The organism is Burkholderia sp. FERM BP-3421 (assembly GCF_028657905.1).
In the GTDB taxonomy this organism is placed as follows: Bacteria; Pseudomonadota; Gammaproteobacteria; order Burkholderiales; family Burkholderiaceae; genus Burkholderia.
Genome location: NZ_CP117782.1, coordinates 2,858,446 through 2,879,978 on the forward strand (window position 1 = coordinate 2,858,446; position 21,533 = coordinate 2,879,978).

Consider the following 21,533-nt stretch of genomic DNA (forward strand, 5'->3'; position numbering starts at 1 on the left):
GGGCGGGGCGGCGCGCGCGCAGGATCAGACGCGCGCGAGCTGGCGGCGCTTCATTTCAAGCTGCGTGATCAGGCGCTGGAGCGTGTTTTCCGCGCTGCCCGGCAGCGACATGAAGCGGAAGCCCAGTTGGTAGCGGCGCGTGCCGTTCGGCGCGTCGGTCGCGCGGTGCGACACGAGCTGAAGGTCGAGCGACAGCTTGCCGTGGCCGTTCAGGTTCAACTCGACGTCGGGCAGCGTCACGCCGACCTCGAGGGCGGCCACCCGCTCGTCCGCGGTGCGCAGGCCGAGACCGCCGAGCGACAGGTTGTGCACCTCGAACAGGAAGCTCTCGCCGTCGGGCAGGCTGCCCCGGCACACGTAGGGATCGAGCACGGGCGCGTCGACCCGGAAATACTCGCGGCGCTGCACGCAGTACAGCACCTCGGGGAACGCGGCCTCGAAGGCCGGCAGGTTCTCGTAGCGGGTTTCGCGCGGCGCCGCGGTCGCGAATTCGACCCGCACGCCTTCGGGCGAGGCGAGGAACATGCAGCGCGGCGCGGCGAGGATCCCCGCGTTCTGTTCGGCCAGCGCGCCCCAATCGAACACGAAGGTTCGGGCGCCGACATCGACATCGAGGAGTCGGGTAACGAGCTGACCGCCCTGGTACTGGACGGTCAGGAAATCCCCGCGATTGACGAGGTTGCGCAATTGCACGCCGATTTCCAGCGGATTGCGGCGGCCGTAGTCATGACCGGAATGCGCAGCATCCTGATCATGATCCGTCGACTGTTCGGTATTCATGGCTTGCCGATGTTCGTCTTCTTGTTTGCGCCCAGCGTGCCCCGGGGCGCCGATTGACCGGGACAAAACAGGCCCGGCCGCTGGTCTCTCACATTTAGCGGCAACAGCAAGCCAAAGTTTAGATCGAAAACGGCTTTTATTTTTTAAGCAAACGTTAAAACCGCGCGGAGCCCAAGCCCGGCGCGGCCCAAATGCCACGAACGACCGTTCGATTTCGTTCAGCCGAGCTGCTGCATGATCGAAATCAGCTTCTTCGCGTAGTGCGGATCGGTCGCGTAGCCGGCGCGCTGCATGCCGTGCGCGAAGCCTTCCGCGGTGCCGCCCGCGTTCAACACGCCCGCGTAGCGCGGGTTGTTCTTGAGCAGCGACGCGTAGTCGGTCATCGCGTGCTCGTAGGAGTCGTAGGCGCGGAACTGCGCGACCACCTTGCGCGGCGCGCCGTTCACGTACTCGGTCGTGACCGCCGACACCGTGCGGCCGGTCCAGCCCTTGGTCGCCTTGATGCCGAACACGTTGTGGCTCGTCGAGCCGTCCGAGCCGCGGATCTCGCGCTTGCCCCAGCCCGATTCGAGCGCCGCCTGGCCCACGATGAAGCGCGCCGGAATCCCGGTCGCCGCGCTCGCGGCCTGGGCGGGCGCGGCCATCTTGTCGACGAACGCATCGGCGTCCGGCGAGCTGCCGTTGCCCTTCACCGCCGGCGTGAGCGCGCTGTTCGACGAGAAGCCGCGCTTGCCGGCGAGCCCGCCGTTGTTCGCGGCGGCGTCCGAGTACGCCTTCGCCATCGCGTTCATCGCGACGAGGCCGCCCTCGCCGCCCTGGCCTTCCGCGTCGCCGCCCGACGGATCGATGTTGCGCATCAGCTGCTTCATCAGCGCGTCGGCGATGCCGATGCCTTTCGACGACATCTGCTGCGACAGCTGCTGGTCGAGCATCGACGTGTACATCTTCGAGGTGCTCGAATCGAACAGCCCGCCCGACGGCGTGGCGTCGCGCATGCTCTTCAGCATCATCTGCGTGAACATCGCGTCGAACTGGCCCGCGACCATCTTCGCGCTCTGGCGCGGCGAGGCAGTCGCCTGCGCGCGCAGGCCGTCGAAACCCTGTACATCGAGCGCGAAACGCTGCGACAGATCCGCGCCCTTCGGAAGATTCGCCATGATCAGATAATCTCCAGATCGGCCCTGAGCGCCCCGGCGGCCTTCATGGCCTGCAGGATCGACATCAGGTCGGCCGGCGTCGCGCCCAGCGAGTTCAACGCCTTCACGACATCGGCCAGGTTGGCGCCCGCCGTCACCATCTTCAGCGCGCCGTTGTCCTGCTTCAGCTGGATCTGCGACTGTTGCGCGACGACCGTCTGGCCGTTCGAGAACGGCCCCGGCTGCGACACCACCGGCTGGGTGTTGACCACCACCGACAGGTTGCCGTGCGCGACCGCGCAGCTTTGCAGCGTCACCATCTGGTTCATCACGATCGAGCCCGTGCGCGCGTTCAGGATCACCTTCGCCGCGGCCCGCTCCGGCTTCACGTCGAGGTTCTGCAGGCGCGCCATGAAGGCGACCTGCTGCGTCGAATCGGCCGGTGCGGTGAGCTGGATCGTGCGGCCGTCGAGCGCCATCGCGGTGCCCGGGCCGAAATTCGAGTTGACCGCCGCGACGATGCGCTCGGCGGTGCCGTAGTCCATGTCGTTCAGCTGCAGCTGCAGCATGCCGTTCATCTGCGCGATCGCGTTCGGCACCGAGCGCTCGACGATCGCGCCGCCGACGATCCGGCCGGCCGCGAGCTGGTTGACCTGCACGCGGCTGCCGTTCGCGCTCGCGCCCGCGCCGCCGACCGCCATGTTGCCCTGCGACAGCGCATAGACCTGGCCGTCCGCGCCCTTGAGCGGCGTCAGCAGCAGCGTGCCGCCGCGCAGGCTCTTGGCGTTGCCGAGCGACGACACCGTCACGTCGATCGCCTCGCCCGGCCGCGCGAACGGCGGCAGCGTGGCGGTCACCATCACGGCCGCGACGTTCTTCAGCTGCATGTTGGTCAGCGCCGACGCCCCGCCGTTCGCCGACCCGTTGTTGATCGAGATGCCGAGGTTCGCGAGCATGTTCGCGAGCGTCTGCGTCGTGAACGGCGTCTGCATCGTCTGGTCGCCGGTGCCGTCGAGGCCGACCACGAGGCCGTAGCCGATCAGCGGGTTGTCGCGCACGCCCTGGATCTGCGCGAGATCCTTCAGGCGTTCCGCGTGCGCGACGGCCGGCAGCCCGAGCGCCGCGCACGCGAGCGCCGCGGCCGCGACGCTCGCGCGCCAGGCGGCGGGCGAGCGCGGGAAACGGAGACGGGACAGGATCGACATGAGCATCACCACGGCGCGACGTTGAGGAAGAAGCGCTGCAGCCAACCCATGTTCTCGGCTTCGTTGATGTAGCCCTTCGCCGAGTATTCGATCTTCGCGTCCGCGACCTGCGTGGAGTACACCGAGTTCGCGCCCGAGATCGTGTTCGGATTGACGACGCCCGAGAAGCGCACGAATTCGTTGCCCTGGTTGATCAGCATCTGCTTCTCGCCGCTCACGACCAGGTTGCCGTTCGGCAGCACGTTGGTGACCGTCACCGTGATCGTGCCGTTGAAGGTGTTCGCCGCGCTCGCGCCGCCCGTCGCGGTGAACTTGTTCGCGCCGTCGGCCGTCAGGTTCGCGCGGTTGATGATGCCGCCGAGGAAGCCCGCCGTCGGCACCTCGAAGTTGGTGTTGCCCTGGCGGTTGGTGTTCGCGCCGGACGACTTGGTCGCATTGATGTTTTCCGCGATCACGATCGTCAGGATGTCGCCGATGTTGCGCGGCCGCTGATCCTCGAACAACGGCCGTCCCGCGTAGCCCGGGTTGTAGATCGAGCCCGGCGCCTGCATCGACGGCGGCGGCGGCGGCGCGGCCGTCATCGGCTGCTGGATGATCGGCTCGTGCGGCACGAGCCCGCAGCCGGACAGCGCCGCGGCGAACGCGACGGCCGCCGCCGCGCGCAGGCGGGCGGACGGGAACGGGAGAAAGCGGACCGGCTTCATTGCGACGTGACCTGCATGCGATTGGGTTAGCTCTTCATCTGATTGACGGTCTGCAGCATCTGGTCGGACGTCGTGACCGCCTTGCTGTTGATCTCGTACGCGCGCTGGGTCTGGATCATGTTGACGAGCTCCTGCACGACGTTCACGTTCGACGCCTCGACGTAGTTCTGGTTGATCGAGCCCGCGCCGTTCAGGCCCGGCTGCGACACGTTCGGCGCGCCCGACGTGCTGGTTTCCGCGAACAGGTTCTCGCCCAGGCCCTGCAGGCCGGCCGGATTGATGAAGGTGGCGACCTGCATCGCGCCGATCTGCACCGCGTTGCTCGAGCCCGGCTGCGTGATCGTCACCACGCCGTCCTTGCCGATCGTGAGCGAGGTCGCGTTCGCCGGGATCGTGATGGCCGGGATCACCTGGTAGCCGCTCGAGGTCACGAGCTGGCCCTGCGCGTTGGTCTGGAACGAGCCGTCGCGCGTGTACGAGGTCGTGCCGTCCGGCATCAGCACCTGGAAGAAGCCCGCGCCGTTGATCGCGACGTCCTTCGAGTTGCCGGTCGGCTGCAGCACGCCCTGCGTATACAGGCGCTCGGTCGCGACCTGCTGCACGCCGGTGCCGAGCTGCAGGCCCGACGGCAGTTCGGTCTGCTGGGTCGAGTTCGCGCCGGGCTGGCGGATGGTCTGGTACAGCAGATCCTCGAACACGGCGCGCGACGACTTGAAGCCGTTCGTGCTCACGTTCGCGAGGTTGTTCGAGGTCACATCCATCTGCGCCTGCTGCGCATTCATGCCGGTGGCGGCGATGTAGAGGGAACGGTTCACGGTGAATCTTCTCCTGGAAGCGGGGCGCTCAGCTGAAGTTGAGCAGCTGGTTCGCCGACTGCTCGTTCTGGTCGGCGGTTTCGATGAGCTTGGTCTGCAGCTGGAACGCGCGCACGTTGTCGAGCATCGACACCATCGCGCTCACCGGGTTGACGTTGCTGCCCTCGAGCGAGTTCGGCGTGACCACGACGGCCGGATCGACCTCGGCCGGATTGCCGTCGACGGTGCGGAACACGCCGTCGTCGCCGCGCGTCATCGTGCCCGCGTCCGGATTGACCAGCTTCATCTGGTCGACCATCGCGATCGCGGTCGGCGGATCGCCCGGCATCAGCGCCGACACGGTGCCGTCCTTGCCGATCGTGACCTGCGCGTTCGGCGGCACCGAGATCGGGCCGCCGTTGCCGACCACCGGCAGATTGCTCGCGGTCATCAGCTGACCGTTCTCGTCGATGTGCAGGTTGCCCGCGCGGGTGTAGCCCTCGCTGCCGTCCGGCAGTTGCACGGACATCCAGCCCGGGCCCTGCACCGCGACGTCGAGCGGGTTGCCGGTGCGGGTGATCGGCCCCGGGGTGTAGTCCGCGCCCGGCGTCGACGACAGCACGTAGGTGCGGGTGGTCTGCGGGTCGACCGCGCCGCCCGTGCCGAAATTCATCGGCACCGCGCGGAACGTCGCGAGCTGCGCGCGAAAGCCGGTCGTCGACACGTTCGCGAGATTGTTCGCGACGATGGCCTGCTGTTCGAGCGACTGCGTCGCGCCCGTCATCGCCGTATAGATCAGTCGGTCCATGGCTCGATGTGGTCCGTATGCGTGGCTACGTTCAGAGGTTGATCAGCGTCTGGTCGACCGTCTGCTGGGTCTTGATCGTCTGCGCGTTGGCCTGGTAGTTGCGCTGCGCGGTGATCAGGTTCACCAGCTCGCTCGTCAGGTCGACATTCGAGTTCTCGAGCGAGCTGCCCTGCAGCGTGCCGTGGTTGGTGCTGCCCGGCGCCGAGATCTGCGGCACGCCCGATGCCGCCGTCTCGATGTACTGGTTGCCGCCGATGCTCACGAGCCCGTTCGGGTTGTTGAAGTTCGCGAGCACGATCTGGCCGAGCGTCGCGGTCTGGCCGTTCGAGTAGTTGCCGGTCAGCTTGCCGTCCGCGCCGATCGTGAAGGTCGTCAGCGTGCCGCTCGCGAAACCGTCCTGCGCGAGGTTGTTGACGCCGTCCTGGCCGCCGTACTGGGTCGTGCCCGTCAGGTTCAGCGTCAGGTTCTGCGGGTTCGCGCCGCCCGTCGTGTTCGGGATCGTGAAGTTGAACTGGCCGACGTTCGCGGTCGGCGCGGGCGGCGTGCCCGTGGTCGTGCCGGTGATCTGGCCCGACGTGTTGAAGCTGATCGTGCCGAGGTTGGTCGGCGTCTGGCCCGACACGCCCGCGTAGGCCTGCCAGGTGCCGGCCGGCGCCGCGCTCTTCACGAAGTACATGTTGACCGTCTGCGTGCCGCCGAGCGTGTCGTACACCTGAACCGAGGTGTTGTAGTTGAACGTCGTGAGATCGGTCGGATTGAACGGCGTGTTGGTCGGCACCGCATCCTGCGAGTTCAGGTTGAACTGCGCGTTGATGTTGGCGGTCGCCTTGGGCGCGATGTTGGTGGTCGGCGCCTGCAGCGGCACGGTCGCGGCCGTGTTGATCACGCCGTTCGCACCGGCTGCGTAGCCCATCACGTTCATGTTCTGCGAATTGACGATGTTGCCGTTCTTGTCGCGCGAGAACGTGCCGTCGCGCGAATACGTGATCACGCCGTTGTTCGACATCTGGAAGAAGCCGTTGCCGTTGATCGCGACGTTCAGCGTCGAGTTGCTCGACGTGATGTTGCCCTGCGTGAACTGCTGCTGCACCGACGCCATCGTCGTGCCGATGCCGATCTGGTTGTTGACCGCCGACGCGATCGAATTCGCGTACATGTCGGCGAACTGCGCCTGGCTGGCCTTGAAGCCGACCGTGTTCGCGTTCGCGATGTTGTTGCCGATCACGTCGAGGTCGCTCGACGCGCCTGCCAAGCCGCTCAGACCTTGTTGATAGCCCATTTCGTGCTCCGTGCCGTGAATGCTGGATCAGTTGGATGAAGACGTGGACGGCGTGCTGGTCGACGCGGTCTTCGTGCTCGGGAAGATCGACGCCACCTGGGTCAGGCCGACGGTCGTGCCGTTGGACAGCACGAGCCCCGGGGTGCCGTCCGCCTGCTTGACCACGCTCAGCACCTGCGAGGCCGACAGCGTGGTCGGCGTGTACTGCTTGCCGCTCGCATCGGTGTAGCTCGCGCTGATCGTGTAGGTGCCGTCGGGCAGCGGATTGCCGGCGGCGTCGGTGGGCGTCCAGTTGAACGGCACGGTGCCGGCCGCCTGCTGCTTCGCGTTGATCGTGTTGACCACCGTGCCCGCCGAGTTCGTCACGGTGATGGTCAGGTTCGACACGGCGGTCGGGAGCTGCACGCCGAACGGCGAAGCGGCGCCGCCCTTGACCGGCACGGTGTTGCCCGGCGCGAGCACGTTCGAGCCGATCAGCAGCGCGGCCTGGGTCTGCTGGCCTGCCGTCAGCTGCGTCGACAGCGACGTCAGCGACGAATTCAGCTGCGCGATGCCGCTCACGGTGTTGATCTGCGCGAGCTGCGAGGTCATCTGCGAGCTGTCGACCGGGCTGGTCGGATCCTGGTTCTGCAGCTGCGTGACGAGCAGCTTCAGGAAGGTGGTCTGCAGGTCGGCCGCCGAGGTGGTCGACAGGCTGCCGCCCGTGCTCACGCCCGTGCTGGTGCTCGTGCTGAGGCTCGACTTCGAGCCGCCGCCGTTCGAGCTCATCGTATCGAGCGGGATCGCGCCGATCGTCGTGCCGTTGCCGCCGATCGTGGTGGAAGAGGAAGTCATGTCCGATGCACCTTCACAAGAATTTTGCGGTTCAGGAACCGATCGTCAGCGTCTTCAGCATCAGCTGCTTCGCCGTGTTGAGCGTCTCGACGTTGGCCTGGTACGAGCGCGACGCCGAGATCATGTTGACCATCTCCTGCACCGGGTCGACGTTCGGCATCTCGACATAGCCGTCCTCGCCGGCGGCGGGATTCGACGGATCGTAGGTGCGCTTCATCGGCGACGGATCGTCGATCACCTGCGTCACCTTCACGCCGCCCACGCCCTGTCCCGAGCGGGTGCGCGCGCCGCCGACGGGATCGGCCGCGAACACCACCTGCTTCGCCTTGTAGGGCTTGCCGTCGGGGCCCGTCACGCTGTCCGCGTTGGCGAGGTTCGACGCGGTCACGTTCAGACGCTGGGACTGAGCCGACATCGCCGATCCGGCGACGTCGAAGATATTCATCAACGAAGGCATGCGTGCTCCTTAACGCGTGGCGTGCTGACTGAAAGGTTCCGGGCGGTGCGACGGCATCGCTCAGCTGCCCGACGAGATCGCCGCGAGCATCGACTTGATCTGCTGCGTCATCACGGTCAGGCCGGTCTGGTAGTGCAGCGCGTTGTCCGCGAACTGCACGCGCTCCATGTCGGGGTCGACGGTGTTGCCGTCGAGCGAGGGCTGGCGCGGGTTCCGATACTGCGCGCGCCCGTAGTCGTCGCTCGGGCCGCCCGTCGGGATCAGCTTCGCGTTGCCGGCCATGTGGCCCGCCGCGGTCGCCGCCATCGCCATCCCGGCCGTCACCCCGGCCGGCTGCGCGAGCTGCAGCTGCGCGGCGTTGCCGGCCGTGGCACCGCCCGCATCCTTGCGCAGCGCGCGCGACAGCGTCGACGCGAAGTCGACGTCGCGGGCCTGGTACCCGGGGGTGTCGGCGTTCGCGATGTTCGACGACAGCAGCTCCTGGCGGTAGGCGCGCACGTCGAGCGCCTCGCGGCCGAAGGCAAAAGCAGCATCGAGTTGGTCCAGCATCGGGGCTCTCCGTCTCAAGCAGGGCAGTGCTCTTTCGCCGCGCGGCGGCCAAAGAGGCTTTTTTCCATGACACGGATAGTAGGCGGCCGAGGCAAGATGCAATCGGGCGAATAACCGGGAAAGCCCCCCTCTGTTCGTCGTTTGCGCGCGCGCCCCGCTCCCTAGAATGCAATTCGTACCAACGGCTTACAGGAGGCGGCGATGACGATTGACGCAGGCGGCGCGGCGCGCACGCGCTGGCGGCATGCGCGCGCCGCCCTTGCCCTCGTGCTGGCCTGCGCGGGCCACGCCGCCCCCGCCCTCGCTCAGCAGGCTGCGGCGGGCCCGAACGACGGGATGATCGTGATCCCGGGCCGCGGCGAATCGGCCGAGGCCGCGCTCGCCAACGCCAACGCCAATGCGCATGCGCCGTCGCGCCCGGCCGACGTGAGCGCCGCACTCGAGGCCGCCGCGCTGAACCGGCGCCAGATTACGCAGGCCCCGCAGACCGACCCGCAGCAGGACGACCCGGTGCAGCCCGGCTGGATCCGCGTCGCGCCGGCCGAGCCGACGCCGCGCGCCGCGCGGCCGATGCCCGGCGCGCCCATGGCAACCGCGTCTGCGCCGGCCGCGCCTTTCCAGGCCGCGCCTATGCCGGCCACACCTATGCCGGCCGCGCCTATGCCGGCCGCGTCCGTCGCCCCCGCCCGGTCCGGCTTCGCCGGCGCGCAAGGCGCGAGCGGCGCACCGGCCCCAACCCCGGCCGCGCTGCGCACGCAGCCGGCCGCCCGGCCGCTGCCGCTCCAGGCCGCCGCGCGTCCCGCCCGCCCGATCGCCGCAGCCGCGCCGGCCGCCTCGGCCGCCGTCCCCGACGGGCAGCAGGACGGCGAATCGATCCGCCGCGCCGCGCTCGCGTTCCTGCAGCAGCAGTCGGCCGGCCTGCCCGGCAAGACCACCGTCACCGTGGCGCCGGCGTTTCCGCGCGGCCTGGCCGCCTGCACGACGCTCGAACCGTTCATGCCGACGGGCGCGCGCCTGTGGGGGCGCACGACGGTCGGCGTGCGCTGCGCGGGCGAACGCCCCTGGACGATCTATCTGCAGGCGAAGCTGAGCGTGCAGGCCACCTATTACGTCGCCGCGCGGCAGATCGCGCCCGGCGAGGCGCTGAGCGCCGCCGACCTGGTCGCCCGCGACGGCGACCTGACGGCGCTGCCGCTCGCGATCATCACCGCCCCGTCGCAGGCGGTCGGCGCCACCGCGCTGTCGCGCATCGGCGCGGGCCTGCCGCTGCGTCAGGACATGCTGAGGAGCGCGGCGTCGGTATCGATCGGACAGACGGTGCGGGTGGTCGCGGCGGGCCAGGGTTTCACGATCTCGTCGGAGGGCAGCGTGCTCAACAACGCAGCGCCCGGCCAGCAGGTGCGGGTGCGGATGGCGGCCGGACAGATCGTCACCGCGATCGTCAAGGATGCCGGGACCGTGGAAATCCCGCTCTAGGATTGCAAAGTTTCGTTTAATCAGGCGTTTACCGAGGAACGGGTGCTAAAGTTTGAGCCGGCCCTGCCGTTATCTTGCTCAAACCGTTCAGGAAATCCATCGTGAAAGTCGATTCCACCTCCTCTTCGAGCGCCCGCCCGCTGTCGAACGCCACCGCCGGCGCGGCCCGCACCCCGTCCAGTCCGGCAGCCGCCGCGGGCGGCGCGCAAGGCGCCGCAGGCGCGGCGCCCGGCGACACGAACGTGAATTTGTCCGGCCTGTCCTCGAACCTGCGCGCGCTGGCGGCCTCCGGCAGCGCCGATATCGATACCGCGCAAGTCGAGTCGATCCGCGATGCGCTGCGCAGCGGCACGCTGTCGATCGACGCCGGCAAGATTGCCGACGGCGTCTTGCAGACGGCCCGCGAGCTGCTGCAGAACAAGCCGCAGACGGGCAACTGAACGGGCCCCGGGGCCCGCGACGGGAAGGAACAGGCGAGCGGACGGTCCGCCCGCCGGCGTTTTGAGCGAGACGCGATGAGAGAAGAACTGCTGGCCACGGTCAACGACGAGCATGCGACGGTCGAGGCATTCGCCTCGCTGCTCGCCTATGAGGAAAAAGCGCTGACGACCCCGTCGCCGCTCGAGGCGCTGCCCGGAATCATCGAGCGCAAGAACGCGCTGATCGAGCAGCTGGCAAGCCTCGAACGCCGGCGCGACAGCCAGCTCGGCGCGCTCGGCTTCCCGGGCGGCAAGGCGGGCATGGATCAGGCGTCCGGGCAGGACGCCCGGCTCGCGGGCAGCTGGCAATTGCTCCAGCAATCGGCCGAGCGCGCGCAACGCGCCAATGCGAACAACGGGATGCTGGTGCGCATCCGGATGGATTACAACGAACGCACGCTCGCGGTGCTGCGCGCGGTCCCCGAGCGGGCCGGCTTCTACGGCCCCGACGGCCGGGTCAGCGCCGCCACGCCCTGAATTTCCCCTGAAGCCCGAACCCGGGCTTCCCCCGATTCGATCAGACCGGGCCCGAGCCCGGCGTTTCCCGCGTCCTCCGATACAGCCATAGCCGTGCGGCCGCACGGCGCCAATAACAACGATTCGAGGGCAACCATGACCCATGACTGTCGCATCCACGCGATCCGCCGCCGGTTCGCACTGACGGCGCTCGCCGTCGCCCTGCCGCTCGCGGCGCACGCCGCCGCCGCGCCCCCCGCCGAACCGCCGATGCCGACGGGCGACATGACGCTGTCGCCGTCCGGCCCGCTCGCGGCGCCGCCCGCCCCGGCCTCCGACGCGCTGCGCGCGGCCGGCCAGGGCAAGGACACCTACACCTACCTGCGCTGCTGGTATCGGATCAGCGACAGCGCGCTCGCGCCGAAGGCCACCTACGAGTGGGCGCGCGACCCGGGCAGCGGCGACTGGTACCGGGTGCCCGGCTACTGGTGGGCCGACGGCATCACCCAATGGAAGAACATGTTCTTCAGTGCCGTCGCGCAGGAGACGCTCGCCGACGTATGCCGCCGCACGCTCGATGCGCGCGGGATCCGTCAGCCGCTGACCCAGGCGGTCGCGGCCAACAACGCGCTGTCGTTCAACCATACGATCTGGACGCTCGACGCCGCGCAGCAGCCGCCGCGCGCGAACAAGCTGATCGTGTTCGGCGACAGCCTGTCCGATACGCAGAACATGTTCAACGCGAGCCAGTGGACGCTGCCGAACGGCTCGACCTGGCACGCGGGCCGCTTCAGCAACGGGCCGGTGTGGGTCGAGTATCTGGCGCGCGCGCTCGGGCTGCCGATGTACAACTGGGCGATCGGCGGCGCGGCGACCGATCGCTACCTGGTCGTGCCGGGGCTGGTGCAGCAGGTGGATTCGTGGCGCGAGTACATGACGCGCGCGCCGGGCTACCGGGTCGAGAACACGCTGTTCGCGGTGTTCGCGGGCGGCAACGATTTCGTGAACTACGGACGCACGCCCGAGCAGGCCGCCGACGCAGTGCGCACGAGCCTCGAACGGCTGACGGCGGCGGGGGCGCGGCGCATCCTGCTGCTGACGCTGCCCGACGTCTCGCGCGCGCCGGTGTTCGCGACCCGCGACGACGCCACGCGCGTCGCCGCGCAGGTGCTGGACTACAACCGGCGGCTGGCCGAGACGGCCGCCGCGCTGCGGACACGCTATGGCGCGACGCTGAAGCTCGAGGTGTTCGATGCGTACGCGCTGTTCGACGATCTGCTGAGCAACCCGACGCGGTACGACTTCGACGATGCGCGGCACGCCTGCCTCGACATTCCGAAGCCGTCGTCGCTGACCTACATGGCCTCGCAGACACCGCGCGGCGACTGTCGCGATCCGGCGCGCTTCGTGTTCTGGGACACGCTGCACCCGGGCACGCGCACGCATGCGTGGCTCGCGGAGCGGATCGCGCCGGTCGTGCGCGACACGCTGATGGATTGAAGCGGCGCGGGACGAGGGTGGCGGCCGGGACGGTCGTCACCCTCGTCCCGGGGCGGCGGCGGCCGGCGCGCCGCCCCGTCGGGCAGCACACCTCATGCGCCCGGCCCGCGCGCCTCGGACACCGACGCGCCACCGCTCGAACACGCCGGCCCCGGTCCGACGCGCGCTACGCCGCCTCCATCCCCAACGCCTGCGCCACCGCGCGCACCCGCGCGGCGTGCACGGCCTCCTTGATCCGCGCCGCCTCGCCCGCGTGCTCGCGCGCGACCGCGCCCGCATCCACCGCGCGCGCCGCGACGAGCGCGAGGCGCAGCCGCTCGGCCTGCGGATACGGCCGCGTCTCGAAGCCGAGCCGGCCGCGCGCATCGGATTCGCTCGCCTGCAGCGCCTCGGCGAAACGCGCGGGCTTGCGCAACGCGTCGGCGCGCTCGAGCAGCCGCACCAGCGCCGCCGCGCCCATCTCCATCACGCGATGCAGATTGCCGTGCTCGCGCGCGACGAGCACCGCCAGATCGCGGCACTCGTTCGGCACCCGCAGACGCTCGCACAGCGGTTGCAGCAGGTCGACGCTGCGCCCTTCGTGGCCGAGATGGCGCGGCAGCACGTCGGCGGGCGTGGTCGCCTTGCCGAGATCGTGGGTCAGCGCCGCAAAGCGCACCGGCAGCGAATAGCCGTGCTTGGCCGCATGGTCGATCACCATCATCACGTGCACGCCCGTATCGACTTCCGGATGGTAGTCGGCGCGCTGGGGCACGCCGAACAGCGCATCGACCTCGGGCAGAATGCGCGCGAGCGCGCCGCATTCGCGCAGCACCGCGAACATCCGCGACGGCCGCGCCTCCATCAGGCCGCGCGCGACCTCCTGCCAGACCCGTTCCGGCACGAGCGCGTCGACCTCGCCCGCCGCGACCATCGCGCGCATCAGCGCGAGCGTGTCGGGCGCGACCGTGAACGCGGCGAAGCGCGCGGCGAAGCGGGCCACCCGCAGGATCCGCACCGGGTCCTCGACGAACGCGGGCCCCACGTGGCGGAACAGCCGCGCGCGCAGATCCGCCTGCCCGCCGTACGGATCGATGACCGGCCCGATCAGCTGACCGTCCGGGCTCAGCTCGCGCGCCATCGCGTTGATCGTCAGGTCGCGGCGCGCGAGATCCTCGTCGAGCGTCACGTCCGGCGCGAAGTGGAACTGGAAGCCGTGATAGCCGGCCGCCGTCTTGCGCTCGGTGCGCGCGAGCGCGTATTCCTCGTGGGTCGTCGGATGCAGGAACACCGGGAAATCCTTGCCCACCGGCTTGAAGCCCTGCGCCGCCATCTGCTCGGGCGTCGCGCCCACGACCACGTAGTCGCGGTCCTGCACCGGCACGCCGAGCAGTTCGTCGCGGATCGCGCCGCCGACTGCATAGAGGTTCATGCCGGGCCGCCGTACAGATCGATCTGGTGGGTCTCGCGCCGCGACGCGTCGATCCACGCCGCCACCGCCGGCAGCGCCGTGACGCGCGCCGCATATGCGGCCGCCTCGGGCGACAGCGGCGTCGCGTAGGTGTTGAAGCGCAGCACGACGGGCGCGTACATCGCGTCCGCGATCGAGAACGCGCCGAACAGGAACGGGCCGCCCGACGCCGCGATGCATTCGCGCCACAGCGCGTCGATGCGCGCGATGTCGGCCTGCGCGGCGCGCGTCGGCGTGCGTCCCGGCACCGTCTCGCGCACGTTGAGCGGCAGCTCGTCGCGCAGCGCGCCGAAGCCCGCGTGCATCTCGGCCGCGACGCTGCGCGCCCGCGCGCGCACGGCGGCGTCGCGCGGCCACAGCGCATGCTGCGGGAAGCGCTCGGCCAGGGTCTCCGCGATCGCGAGCGAATCCCAGATCGCGCCGAGCGCGTCGTCGACGAGGCACGGCACCTTGCCCGACGGCGAATAGGCGCGGATCCGCGCGGCGGTGTCGTCGCGCCGCAGCTCGATCAGCACTTCCTCGAACGGGATGTCGAAGTGCGCGAGCAGGACCCAGGGCCGCATCGACCACGACGAATAGTTCTTGTCTCCGATGATGAGTTTCATGAGGCTTCCAGGTGCGTGAAAAATGGATAACGAAACCAATGGGTGCGACGCGGGGCGCCGCGCCCGGCTCAACGCCGCGCGCGCCACGCGTCGAAGCGGGAACGCGCCGCGCGCTCGTCCAGATAGGCGGGCGCGACGCTCTCGAGGCTCGCGGGGCGCAGCGCCAGCTCGGGCGCGAGCGGGCCGCTCAGCACGTTCGGCACGCGCATCGATGCGAGATTGTCGCGCGTGATCACGGGCTCGCCCGGCAGATGCTCGAATGCGAACGCCTGCCAGCGCGCGAGCGTGTCGGGCAGCCGCACGATGCGCGCCCAGCGGCCCGCGAGCAGGCCGCAGTAGCGCACCAGCTGTTCGAGCGTATAGACGGCGGGACCGCCCAGCTCATAGGTCCGGCCGCGCGCCGCCTCGAGTCCGAGCGCGGTGACGAGCGCCTGCGCGACATCGCCAACGTAGACCGGCTGGAACAAGGCGTCGGGCATCGCGAGCGGCAGGATCGGCAGGCTGCGCTGCAGGCGCGTGAAGGTGGTCAGGAACGCATCGCCGGGCCCGAACACGACGGACGGACGAAACACGGTCGCCGCGATCCCGCCCGCCGCCGCCTCGGCATGCAGCGCGACCTCGCCGTCGCCCTTCGAGCGCAGGTACATGCTCGGTCCGCGCGGATCGGCGCCGAGCGCGCTCACGTGCAGCAGGCGGGGCACGCCGACCTGCGCGCAGGCGGCCGCGAACGCGCCCGGCAGCGCGACGTGCAGGCGCGCGAAGCGCTCGCCGTAGGGCGCGCCGGACCCGCCATGCAACACGCCGACCAGATTGACGGCGGCGCGCGCGCCGGCGACGAAGCGCGCGAGCGCGCGCACCTCCAGGCCGTCCAGCTCGACGATCTCGATGGGCAGCATCGCCAGGTGGCGCGCGTGCTCGCGCCGCCGCACGCCGAGCCGCACATGCGCGCCCGCCGCGACCAGCGCGCTGACGAGCCGGCTGCCGACGAACCCGGTGCCGCCCAGCACCGCGACGGGATGTGCGTGCATGGTCATGACCTGCGAAAACCGCCTGCCGCCTCAGGCGCGGCAGGCCGGCGAAACGATGGCTAGGGCGCGATGAAGCCCAGCCGCGCCTTCAGCGACTGCGGCTTGCCTTCGAACAGCGCCGCGTAATACGTGGTGTTGGACAGCACGTTCTTCACGTAGTCGCGGGTCTCGTTGAACGGGATCGTCTCCGCGAAGATCGCGCCTTCCACCGGCTGCACGAGCACCTGCCGCCACTGCCGCGGGCGGCCCGGCCCGGCGTTGTAGCCGGCCGTCGCGAGCACCGCGGAGTTGTCGAACTTCTGGTAGATATCCGACAGATACCAGGTGCCGAGCTGGATGTTGGTGTCGATGTCGTGCATCTGCGCGCGCGACACGGCGCCGAGCCCGAGCTTCTTCGCGACCAGCTGCGCGGTGGCCGGCATCAGCTGCATCAGGCCGCCCGCGCCCACCGACGAACGCGCATTGGTGATGAAGCGCGATTCCTGCCGGATCAGCCCGTACGCCCATTCGACATCGAGCCCGTTGCCCTGCGCGTAGCGCTCGACGATGCTGCGGTACGGCGACGGATAGCGCAGCGTGAAGTCGTGCTCGACCTTGGTGCGGTCGGCGGTGTTGACCGTGCGGTCGAGCAGGTCGACGCGCTTGCCGTATTCGGCCGCGGCGAGCAGTTGGCGATCGGTCATGCCGCGCAGCGGCCAGTTCCATTCGCGATTGCCTTCGAGGCGCAGGTTCAGCGCATAGAAACGCTGCGCGAGCGCGAAGCCCGGCACCTTGCTCATCTCGCTGATCTCGGCGTCGGTCACCGTGGTGCGCGGCGGGATCTCGGTCTTCTGGCCCAGTTCCTCGCCCGCCAGCTGGCCGTAGAAGTTGAACTGACCGGCGATCTGTTCGAATTCCTGGTTCGCCTTCAGCGTGTCGCCGCTGCGCTTGAGCGCGCGCGCATGCCAGTAGATCCAGGTCGGCTGGGCGCGCAGCGCATCGGGCATCTGCTCGATCGACCAGCGCACCATCGGCCAATCGCCGACCAGCAGCGCGCTGCGGGTGCGCCACTCGTACGCGCCGGTCGACAACGACGCGTCCTTCGATTTCTGGTACCAGAGCGCGGCCTGCGGCAGCCGCTTCAGCGCGGCCTGATAGCCGATCGCGCCCCAGGCGGTCGCCTGCTCCGCGTTGTTGAGCGACGCCGCGACCGAGGTCAGCGAGCCCGCCGCCGCGTCCGGATCGTTGCGCGCCATGCGCATGATCGCGAGCAGCGCGAGCTGCCGCGAAGCCGGATCGCTGCCGACGCCGCGCGCCAGATACAGCGGCGGCGCGCTGGTGGCCTGGTCGAAGCCGGCCGGGCGCGGGCCCAGCGCGTCGACCAGCTTGCCGCCGAGGGTCGTGTAGTTCTGCTCGTACGCGGCGCGCACCTGCGCCCACACGTCGTCGCTCGAGAACTGCTGGTTGACCGACAGCGCGGTGACCAGGTCGACGCACGCGTCGCCGTAATACTTGGGCTCGACGAGCAGCGCGCGCGCCGCGTCCGCGACGTTCTCGCCGCGCGACGCGCGCGATTCGAGCGCGTAGCACTTGACCTGGGTGTCGTCGTCGAGCACGAAGCGCTTGTACTGGTCGTCGAAGTTGCGCCAGTCGTGGCGCGCGCCGAGCACCAGCAGGTAGTCGTTGCGCAGCCGGTCGGCGATCGCCTGGCCGTCGTAGCGCGCAAGGAACGACAGCACCGGCGCGTCCGGCGCGTCGGGCCGCGCGCGGCCGCTCGAATCGAACAATTGCGGCTTGATCTGGAAATACTCGACGTAGGACTGCGCCGGATAGTTCGGCAGCAGCGCGGCGAGCTGCGCGGCGCGCGCGGGATCGTTCCTGCGCGCGGCTTCGCGCAGCTGCACGAAGGTCTGGTCGTCGCCCGAGGTGGCGTCGTCGGCGGACTGCGCGGCGCAGGAGACCGTCCCCGCGGTCAACACCGCGGCGACGAAGCTCATCAGGGCCGCGCGATATACTCGAAAAAAGCTGGTCGACATCGTTTTGAATGGAGCACGAAGTGAGCGAAAGCATAGCACGCCCCCCCGCCGCGAACGCGAAGCAGGCGCTGCGCAAAACGCTTGCCGCCGCCCGCCGCGACGCGGCCGCCGCGCCGCTTGCCGACGCCGCGCTCGCCCGGCGGCTGCGCGCGCTGCTCGATGCCCAGCCGGCGCGCACGCTCGGCTTCTACTGGCCCCTCGCGGGCGAGTTCGACGCGCGCCCGACGGTGTCCGACTGGCTCGCCGCCGACGCCCGCCGGCACGCCGCGCTGCCGGTGATCGAGACGCCCCACGCGCCGCTCGCGTTCCATGCCTGGGCGCCCGGCGCGCCGATGCGCGAGGGCCATCACCGGATCCCCGAGCCGGCCGCGGGCGCGCCGCTCGTGCCGGAGCTGCTGCTGATTCCCTGCGTGGGCTTCGACGAGGCGGGCTACCGGCTCGGCTACGGCGGCGGCTACTACGACCGCACGCTCGCGGCCTGGCCCGGCGCCGCCCCGCCCGTCACGCTCGGCGTGGCCTACGACGCCTGCGGCGTGGCCGCGCTGCCGCGCGATGCGCACGACCGGCCGCTCGACTGGATCGTCACCGACGCGCGCACGCTGCGGCGCGCCGGCTGACGCGCGGCTACAGCGACGCCGCCGCGCGCGCGGCCGTGTCGTAGAGGCCCGAGGCGTTGCGCAAAAGCTGCGCGGATTCGCCGATCTGCTCGTTGGTCAGGCCGCTTTCCTTGAGCGTCTCGATCAGGCAATGCTCGCGCACCTCGCGATACTTGAGGCACAGGTCGCGACCGGCCGGGGTGGCCGAGAAGAACACCTCCTTGCCGGTCTTTTCGCTTTTTACATACCCTCGGGCCACAAGTTTCTTGAGGGCGTAGGTCGCGACATGCGTATCCTCGATATTGAGGACGAAGCAGATGTCCGCGAGCTTCTTCTTGCGCTCGCGGTGGCTCACGTGATGCAGCAGCGACACCTCGACCGCCGTCATGTCCTTCGCGCCCGCGGCCGCCATGCACCTCACCATCCAGCGGTTGAATGCGTTGCTCGCCATGATGAGGCCATATTCCAGCTCGGATAATTCCGCGCTGGACTCGGAGACGAGATGTTCGGAAGACACGATCTTGGTCGGTGCGCGCTGCATGGCGGAAACAATCCGGCTCGGGTCGAAGGTGAGCCGCAGTGTACGCCAGAACCCCCGCGCCGCCTGCTCCGCAAAAACGCTTATTGAGAAGTTATCGACATTTTATTGACAATGTATTCTTGATCGATGCCCTGCCGCATCCTGGACCGATGACCACACCCCGCCTCTATCCGCTCGGCGATTCCGCGCTGGTCTGCGAAACGCCTCCGCCCGCGACCCTGGACTGCCAGCGCCGCATCTGGGCCGTCGCCGACACCGCGCGCGGCTGGCCGCACGTCGTCGACGTCGTGCCGGGCATGAACAACCTGACCATTGTGTTCGACCCGCTCGCCACCTCCGCCGACGCGCTGCTGCCGCTGCTGCAGGCGGCCTGGGACGCGCCCGGCGACCTCGCGGACGACGGCCGCGAGGTCGAGATCCCGGTGGAATACGGCGGCGCATCCGGCCCCGATCTCGACGCGGTCGCCGCGCATACCGGGCTGTCGGCCGACGAAGTCGTGCGGCGTCACGCGGCCGGCCGCTACGTGGTGTTCTTCCTCGGCTTCCAGCCGGGCTTCAGCTACCTGGGCGGGCTCGAACCGGCGCTCCACACGCCGCGCCGCGCCGCGCCGCGGCTCGAAGTGCCGGCCGGCTCGGTCGGCATCGGCGGCGCGCAGACCGGCATCTACCCGGCCGCCGCGCCGGGCGGCTGGCAATTGATCGGCCGCACCCGGCTGCCGCTGTTCGACCCGGCGCAGACGCCGCCCACCTTGCTGCGGCCGGGCGACCGGGTCCGCTTCACGATCGCGGAGGGCCCCCGCCGATGAACCGTCACGCATCCGCAGGCAGCATCGAGGTGCTGCGCGCCGGCCCCTTGTCCACGGTGCAGGATCTCGGCCGGCAGGGCTTCCGCCACCTGGGCGTCGCGCAGGGCGGCGCGCTCGACTCGCTCGCGCTCGAGGTCGGCAACCGGCTGGTCGGCAACCGGCCGGACGCGGCGGCCGTCGAGATCACGCTCGGCCCCGCGTCGTTCCGCTTCCCGCGCGCGGCCCGGGTCGCGATCACCGGCACCGAATTCGGCGCGACGCTCGACGGCCAGCCCGTCTATTCGTGGTGGAGCCTGCCCGTCGCGGCCGGCCAGACCCTGGTGCTGCCCGCCGCGAAACGCGGGATGCGCGGCTACCTGTGCATCGCGGGCGGGATCGACGTGCTGCCGATGATCGGCTCGCGCAGCACCGACCTCGCCTCGCGCTACGGCGGCCTCGGCGGCCGCGCGCTGCGCGACGGCGACCGTTTGCCGGTGGGCGCGCCCGCGGCCGACACGCCGGGCTGCCTCGCGCCCGACGCGCGCGAATTCGGCGTGAAGGCGCCCGCCTGGTGCGCCTTCACCCGCTTCGACGACGCGCCGCGCCGCCACAAGAGCACGCACGCGGCCTGGGCGATGCCGGTGCGGGTGCTGCCCGGCCCGCAGTATCCGAGCTTCACGCCGGCCGCGCAGCAGGCGCTGTGGGACGACGAATGGCTCGTGACCCCGAACAGCAACCGGATGGGCTACCGGCTCTCGGGCACCGCCCTGACGCGCGCGAAGTCCGACGACCTGCTGTCGCACGCGGTGCTGCCCGGCACGATCCAGGTGCCGCCGAACGGCCAGCCGATCGTGCTGATGCATGATGCGCAGACGACGGGCGGCTATCCGAAGATCGGCTCGGTGATCCGCGCCGATCTGTGGAAACTCGCGCAGGCGCGCCTGAACCTGCCGATCCGCTTCGTGCTCGCCACGCCCGACGCCGCGCGCGATGCGCTCGCGGCCGAGCGCGCGTACCTGCGGCAGATCGACGTGGCCATCGACATGCACGAAGAAGCGCGCGCACGCGCGCAGTCCCGGGCCGCGTGACGGCGGCCCGCCCATCCCGACAACAACAGGCTCCTGACGAGGACAACATGGAAATCGATCTGAACGCCGATCTCGGCGAAGGCTGCGGCTCCGACGAGGCGCTGCTCGAACTCGTGAGTTCCGCCAACATCGCGTGCGGCTGGCACGCGGGCGGCGCGCAGGCGATGCGCGACTGCGTGCGCTGGGCCGTCGAGAAGAACGTCGCGATCGGCGCGCACCCGAGCTTCCACGACCCCGAGAACTTCGGCCGCAAGGAAATGGACCTGCCGGCGGGCGAGATCTATGCGGGCGTGCTGTACCAGCTCGGCGCGCTGTCCGCGATCGCGCAGGCCGAGGGCGGCCGGATCGCGCACGTGAAACCGCACGGCGCGCTCTACAACCAGGCCGCGCGCGACCCGCAGATCGCCGACGCCGTGGTGTCCGCGATCCATGACTTCGACCCGTCGGTGGCGGTGTTCGGCCTCGCCAACAGCGGCTTCATCGCGGCGGCGCGGCAGGCGGGCCTCAGCGCGGTCGAGGAAGTATTCGCCGACCGCGGCTACCGCGCCGACGGCTCGCTCGTGCCGCGCAGCCAGCCCGGCGCGCTGATCGAAAACGAAGACGAGATGCTCGAGCGCACGCTCGAGATGGTGCGCGGCCAGCGGGTGCGCGCGGTCACGGGCGAGTGGGTGCCGCTCAGCGCGCAGACCGTCTGCCTGCACGGCGACGGCCCGCATGCGCTCGCGTTCGCGCGCCGCATCCGCGCGGCGCTCGAACACGCCGGCATCGACATCGCCGCGCCCAACGCGCTGCACGCGGACGCGCGCGCCTGACGCGCAGCCGCCGCCAACCGGTTTTCGCTTTATCCGTCGCGCGCCGCTTCCGGCGGCGCGCGCGGCGACGTGCAGCCTCAAGCGGCCGTTAGAGCCGCTGAAGCGCGCCGGCGCGGCCCTGTCGCGCGCCGCGGCGCGCCGGCCCGCCATCGGCGG

General features: G+C 70.1%; 23 protein-coding genes. 8 read left to right on the plus strand and 15 right to left on the minus strand.

Annotation, left to right across the window (positions count from 1 at the left end):
* Nucleotides 1-24: 24 nt before the first annotated feature.
* The 10 genes from Bsp3421_RS28890 to flgB all read right to left on the minus strand — a co-directional run bounded on the left by Bsp3421_RS28890 (nt 25) and on the right by flgB (nt 8,546).
* Entirely contained in the window at nt 25-780 is a 756-nt protein-coding gene (locus tag Bsp3421_RS28890; protein ID WP_273999483.1) for a flagellar brake protein, read from the minus strand.
* A gap of 218 nt (nt 781-998) precedes the next feature.
* A complete protein-coding gene (gene flgJ / locus Bsp3421_RS28895; protein ID WP_273999485.1) occupies nt 999-1,937 on the minus strand; it encodes a flagellar assembly peptidoglycan hydrolase FlgJ in 939 nt (312 codons plus the stop codon).
* A gap of 2 nt (nt 1,938-1,939) precedes the next feature.
* On the minus strand, nt 1,940-3,121 hold the full coding sequence (locus tag Bsp3421_RS28900) for a flagellar basal body P-ring protein FlgI (RefSeq protein WP_443111543.1): 1,182 nt from the start codon (nt 3,119-3,121) through the stop codon (nt 1,940-1,942).
* 5 nt (nt 3,122-3,126) lie between these two features.
* Nucleotides 3,127-3,825, minus strand: coding sequence for a flagellar basal body L-ring protein FlgH (gene flgH, locus Bsp3421_RS28905; protein ID WP_273999488.1), 699 nt, complete (start codon nt 3,823-3,825; stop codon nt 3,127-3,129).
* A gap of 26 nt (nt 3,826-3,851) precedes the next feature.
* Nucleotides 3,852-4,640 (minus strand): flagellar basal-body rod protein FlgG, encoded by a 789-nt coding sequence (gene flgG, locus Bsp3421_RS28910; RefSeq protein ID WP_273999489.1) that lies wholly within the window; start codon nt 4,638-4,640, stop codon nt 3,852-3,854.
* Between the two features lie 28 nt (nt 4,641-4,668).
* On the minus strand, nt 4,669-5,427 hold the full coding sequence (locus Bsp3421_RS28915; protein ID WP_273999490.1) for a flagellar basal body rod protein FlgF: 759 nt from the start codon (nt 5,425-5,427) through the stop codon (nt 4,669-4,671).
* A gap of 31 nt (nt 5,428-5,458) precedes the next feature.
* Nucleotides 5,459-6,706, minus strand: a complete 1,248-nt coding sequence (flgE, locus tag Bsp3421_RS28920; RefSeq protein ID WP_273999491.1) for a flagellar hook protein FlgE — start codon at nt 6,704-6,706, stop codon at nt 5,459-5,461.
* A gap of 27 nt (nt 6,707-6,733) precedes the next feature.
* Nucleotides 6,734-7,540: a flagellar hook assembly protein FlgD gene (locus tag Bsp3421_RS28925; RefSeq protein WP_273999492.1), complete on the minus strand. Its 807-nt coding sequence runs from the start codon at nt 7,538-7,540 to the stop codon at nt 6,734-6,736.
* A 31-nt stretch (nt 7,541-7,571) separates the two neighbouring features.
* Nucleotides 7,572-7,997, minus strand: a complete 426-nt coding sequence (gene flgC, locus Bsp3421_RS28930; RefSeq protein WP_273999494.1) for a flagellar basal body rod protein FlgC — start codon at nt 7,995-7,997, stop codon at nt 7,572-7,574.
* A 60-nt stretch (nt 7,998-8,057) separates the two neighbouring features.
* Nucleotides 8,058-8,546, minus strand: a complete 489-nt coding sequence (flgB, locus tag Bsp3421_RS28935; RefSeq protein WP_273999495.1) for a flagellar basal body rod protein FlgB — start codon at nt 8,544-8,546, stop codon at nt 8,058-8,060.
* Nucleotides 8,547-8,747: 201 nt separating this feature from the next.
* Between flgB and flgA the strand changes: the two genes are divergently transcribed.
* The 4 genes from flgA to Bsp3421_RS28955 all read left to right on the plus strand — a co-directional run bounded on the left by flgA (nt 8,748) and on the right by Bsp3421_RS28955 (nt 12,457).
* Nucleotides 8,748-10,022, plus strand: a complete 1,275-nt coding sequence (gene flgA / locus Bsp3421_RS28940; protein ID WP_273999496.1) for a flagellar basal body P-ring formation chaperone FlgA — start codon at nt 8,748-8,750, stop codon at nt 10,020-10,022.
* A gap of 101 nt (nt 10,023-10,123) precedes the next feature.
* The gene (gene flgM / locus Bsp3421_RS28945) at nt 10,124-10,462 is read left to right on the plus strand and encodes a flagellar biosynthesis anti-sigma factor FlgM (protein ID WP_273999497.1); all 339 of its coding nucleotides are present in this window, start codon (nt 10,124-10,126) and stop codon (nt 10,460-10,462) included.
* A 75-nt stretch (nt 10,463-10,537) separates the two neighbouring features.
* The gene (locus Bsp3421_RS28950; protein WP_273999498.1) at nt 10,538-10,978 is read left to right on the plus strand and encodes a flagella synthesis protein FlgN; all 441 of its coding nucleotides are present in this window, start codon (nt 10,538-10,540) and stop codon (nt 10,976-10,978) included.
* A 135-nt stretch (nt 10,979-11,113) separates the two neighbouring features.
* The gene (locus tag Bsp3421_RS28955; protein ID WP_273999499.1) at nt 11,114-12,457 is read left to right on the plus strand and encodes an SGNH/GDSL hydrolase family protein; all 1,344 of its coding nucleotides are present in this window, start codon (nt 11,114-11,116) and stop codon (nt 12,455-12,457) included.
* A gap of 166 nt (nt 12,458-12,623) precedes the next feature.
* Here Bsp3421_RS28955 and Bsp3421_RS28960 read toward each other — a convergent pair whose 3' ends face one another.
* From Bsp3421_RS28960 to Bsp3421_RS28975, 4 genes are all read right to left on the minus strand, one after another.
* Entirely contained in the window at nt 12,624-13,868 is a 1,245-nt protein-coding gene (locus tag Bsp3421_RS28960; RefSeq protein ID WP_273999500.1) for a multifunctional CCA addition/repair protein, read from the minus strand.
* Nucleotides 13,865-14,512, minus strand: a complete 648-nt coding sequence (locus tag Bsp3421_RS28965) for a glutathione S-transferase family protein (RefSeq protein WP_273999502.1) — start codon at nt 14,510-14,512, stop codon at nt 13,865-13,867. The genes Bsp3421_RS28960 and Bsp3421_RS28965 overlap by 4 nt, the downstream gene beginning before the upstream one ends.
* A 68-nt stretch (nt 14,513-14,580) precedes the next feature.
* Nucleotides 14,581-15,540 carry a complex I NDUFA9 subunit family protein gene (locus Bsp3421_RS28970; protein WP_273999503.1) on the minus strand — a complete coding sequence of 320 codons (960 nt, stop codon included), beginning with the start codon at nt 15,538-15,540 and terminating at the stop codon, nt 14,581-14,583.
* 59 nt (nt 15,541-15,599) lie between these two features.
* The gene (locus Bsp3421_RS28975; protein ID WP_273999505.1) at nt 15,600-17,555 is read right to left on the minus strand and encodes a lytic transglycosylase domain-containing protein; all 1,956 of its coding nucleotides are present in this window, start codon (nt 17,553-17,555) and stop codon (nt 15,600-15,602) included.
* A 20-nt stretch (nt 17,556-17,575) separates the two neighbouring features.
* Here Bsp3421_RS28975 and Bsp3421_RS28980 point away from each other — a divergent pair, with 20 nt between their 5' ends.
* Nucleotides 17,576-18,172 carry a 5-formyltetrahydrofolate cyclo-ligase gene (locus Bsp3421_RS28980; protein ID WP_273999507.1) on the plus strand — a complete coding sequence of 199 codons (597 nt, stop codon included), beginning with the start codon at nt 17,576-17,578 and terminating at the stop codon, nt 18,170-18,172.
* A 7-nt stretch (nt 18,173-18,179) separates the two neighbouring features.
* Here Bsp3421_RS28980 and Bsp3421_RS28985 read toward each other — a convergent pair whose 3' ends face one another.
* Nucleotides 18,180-18,692 carry a winged helix DNA-binding protein gene (locus tag Bsp3421_RS28985; protein ID WP_273999509.1) on the minus strand — a complete coding sequence of 171 codons (513 nt, stop codon included), beginning with the start codon at nt 18,690-18,692 and terminating at the stop codon, nt 18,180-18,182.
* Between the two features lie 149 nt (nt 18,693-18,841).
* On the opposite strand from Bsp3421_RS28985, the gene pxpB reads away from it, so the two are divergent.
* Genes pxpB through pxpA form a run of 3 tightly spaced genes read left to right on the plus strand, consistent with a single transcriptional unit; the run spans nt 18,842 to nt 21,377 of the window.
* Nucleotides 18,842-19,498: a 5-oxoprolinase subunit PxpB gene (pxpB, locus tag Bsp3421_RS28990; RefSeq protein ID WP_273999510.1), complete on the plus strand. Its 657-nt coding sequence runs from the start codon at nt 18,842-18,844 to the stop codon at nt 19,496-19,498.
* Nucleotides 19,495-20,565, plus strand: a complete 1,071-nt coding sequence (locus Bsp3421_RS28995; protein ID WP_273999512.1) for a biotin-dependent carboxyltransferase family protein — start codon at nt 19,495-19,497, stop codon at nt 20,563-20,565. The genes pxpB and Bsp3421_RS28995 overlap by 4 nt, the downstream gene beginning before the upstream one ends.
* Nucleotides 20,566-20,612: 47 nt before the next feature.
* A complete protein-coding gene (gene pxpA / locus Bsp3421_RS29000) occupies nt 20,613-21,377 on the plus strand; it encodes a 5-oxoprolinase subunit PxpA (protein WP_273999513.1) in 765 nt (254 codons plus the stop codon).
* The last annotated feature ends 156 nt before the right edge of the window (nt 21,378-21,533 follow it).

Coding starts and splice junctions, on each gene's coding strand:
- flgH (WP_273999488.1), bottom strand. CDS start 3,825: ATGAAGCCGGTCCGCTTTCTCCCGTTCCCGTCCGCCCGCCTGCGCGCG.
- Bsp3421_RS28970 (WP_273999503.1), bottom strand. CDS start 15,540: ATGCACGCACATCCCGTCGCGGTGCTGGGCGGCACCGGGTTCGTCGGC.
- flgE (WP_273999491.1), bottom strand. CDS start 6,706: ATGGGCTATCAACAAGGTCTGAGCGGCTTGGCAGGCGCGTCGAGCGAC.
- pxpB (WP_273999510.1), top strand. CDS start 18,842: ATGACCACACCCCGCCTCTATCCGCTCGGCGATTCCGCGCTGGTCTGC.
- flgJ (WP_273999485.1), bottom strand. CDS start 1,937: ATGGCGAATCTTCCGAAGGGCGCGGATCTGTCGCAGCGTTTCGCGCTC.
- pxpA (WP_273999513.1), top strand. CDS start 20,613: ATGGAAATCGATCTGAACGCCGATCTCGGCGAAGGCTGCGGCTCCGAC.
- Bsp3421_RS28960 (WP_273999500.1), bottom strand. CDS start 13,868: ATGAACCTCTATGCAGTCGGCGGCGCGATCCGCGACGAACTGCTCGGC.
- flgC (WP_273999494.1), bottom strand. CDS start 7,997: ATGCCTTCGTTGATGAATATCTTCGACGTCGCCGGATCGGCGATGTCG.
- Bsp3421_RS28975 (WP_273999505.1), bottom strand. CDS start 17,555: ATGTCGACCAGCTTTTTTCGAGTATATCGCGCGGCCCTGATGAGCTTC.
- Bsp3421_RS28965 (WP_273999502.1), bottom strand. CDS start 14,512: ATGAAACTCATCATCGGAGACAAGAACTATTCGTCGTGGTCGATGCGG.
- flgA (WP_273999496.1), top strand. CDS start 8,748: ATGACGATTGACGCAGGCGGCGCGGCGCGCACGCGCTGGCGGCATGCG.
- Bsp3421_RS28955 (WP_273999499.1), top strand. CDS start 11,114: ATGACCCATGACTGTCGCATCCACGCGATCCGCCGCCGGTTCGCACTG.
- Bsp3421_RS28915 (WP_273999490.1), bottom strand. CDS start 5,427: ATGGACCGACTGATCTATACGGCGATGACGGGCGCGACGCAGTCGCTC.
- Bsp3421_RS28925 (WP_273999492.1), bottom strand. CDS start 7,540: ATGACTTCCTCTTCCACCACGATCGGCGGCAACGGCACGACGATCGGC.
- Bsp3421_RS28950 (WP_273999498.1), top strand. CDS start 10,538: ATGAGAGAAGAACTGCTGGCCACGGTCAACGACGAGCATGCGACGGTC.
- flgB (WP_273999495.1), bottom strand. CDS start 8,546: ATGCTGGACCAACTCGATGCTGCTTTTGCCTTCGGCCGCGAGGCGCTC.
- Bsp3421_RS28995 (WP_273999512.1), top strand. CDS start 19,495: ATGAACCGTCACGCATCCGCAGGCAGCATCGAGGTGCTGCGCGCCGGC.
- Bsp3421_RS28900 (WP_443111543.1), bottom strand. CDS start 3,121: ATGTCGATCCTGTCCCGTCTCCGTTTCCCGCGCTCGCCCGCCGCCTGG.
- Bsp3421_RS28985 (WP_273999509.1), bottom strand. CDS start 18,692: ATGCAGCGCGCACCGACCAAGATCGTGTCTTCCGAACATCTCGTCTCC.
- Bsp3421_RS28890 (WP_273999483.1), bottom strand. CDS start 780: ATGAATACCGAACAGTCGACGGATCATGATCAGGATGCTGCGCATTCC.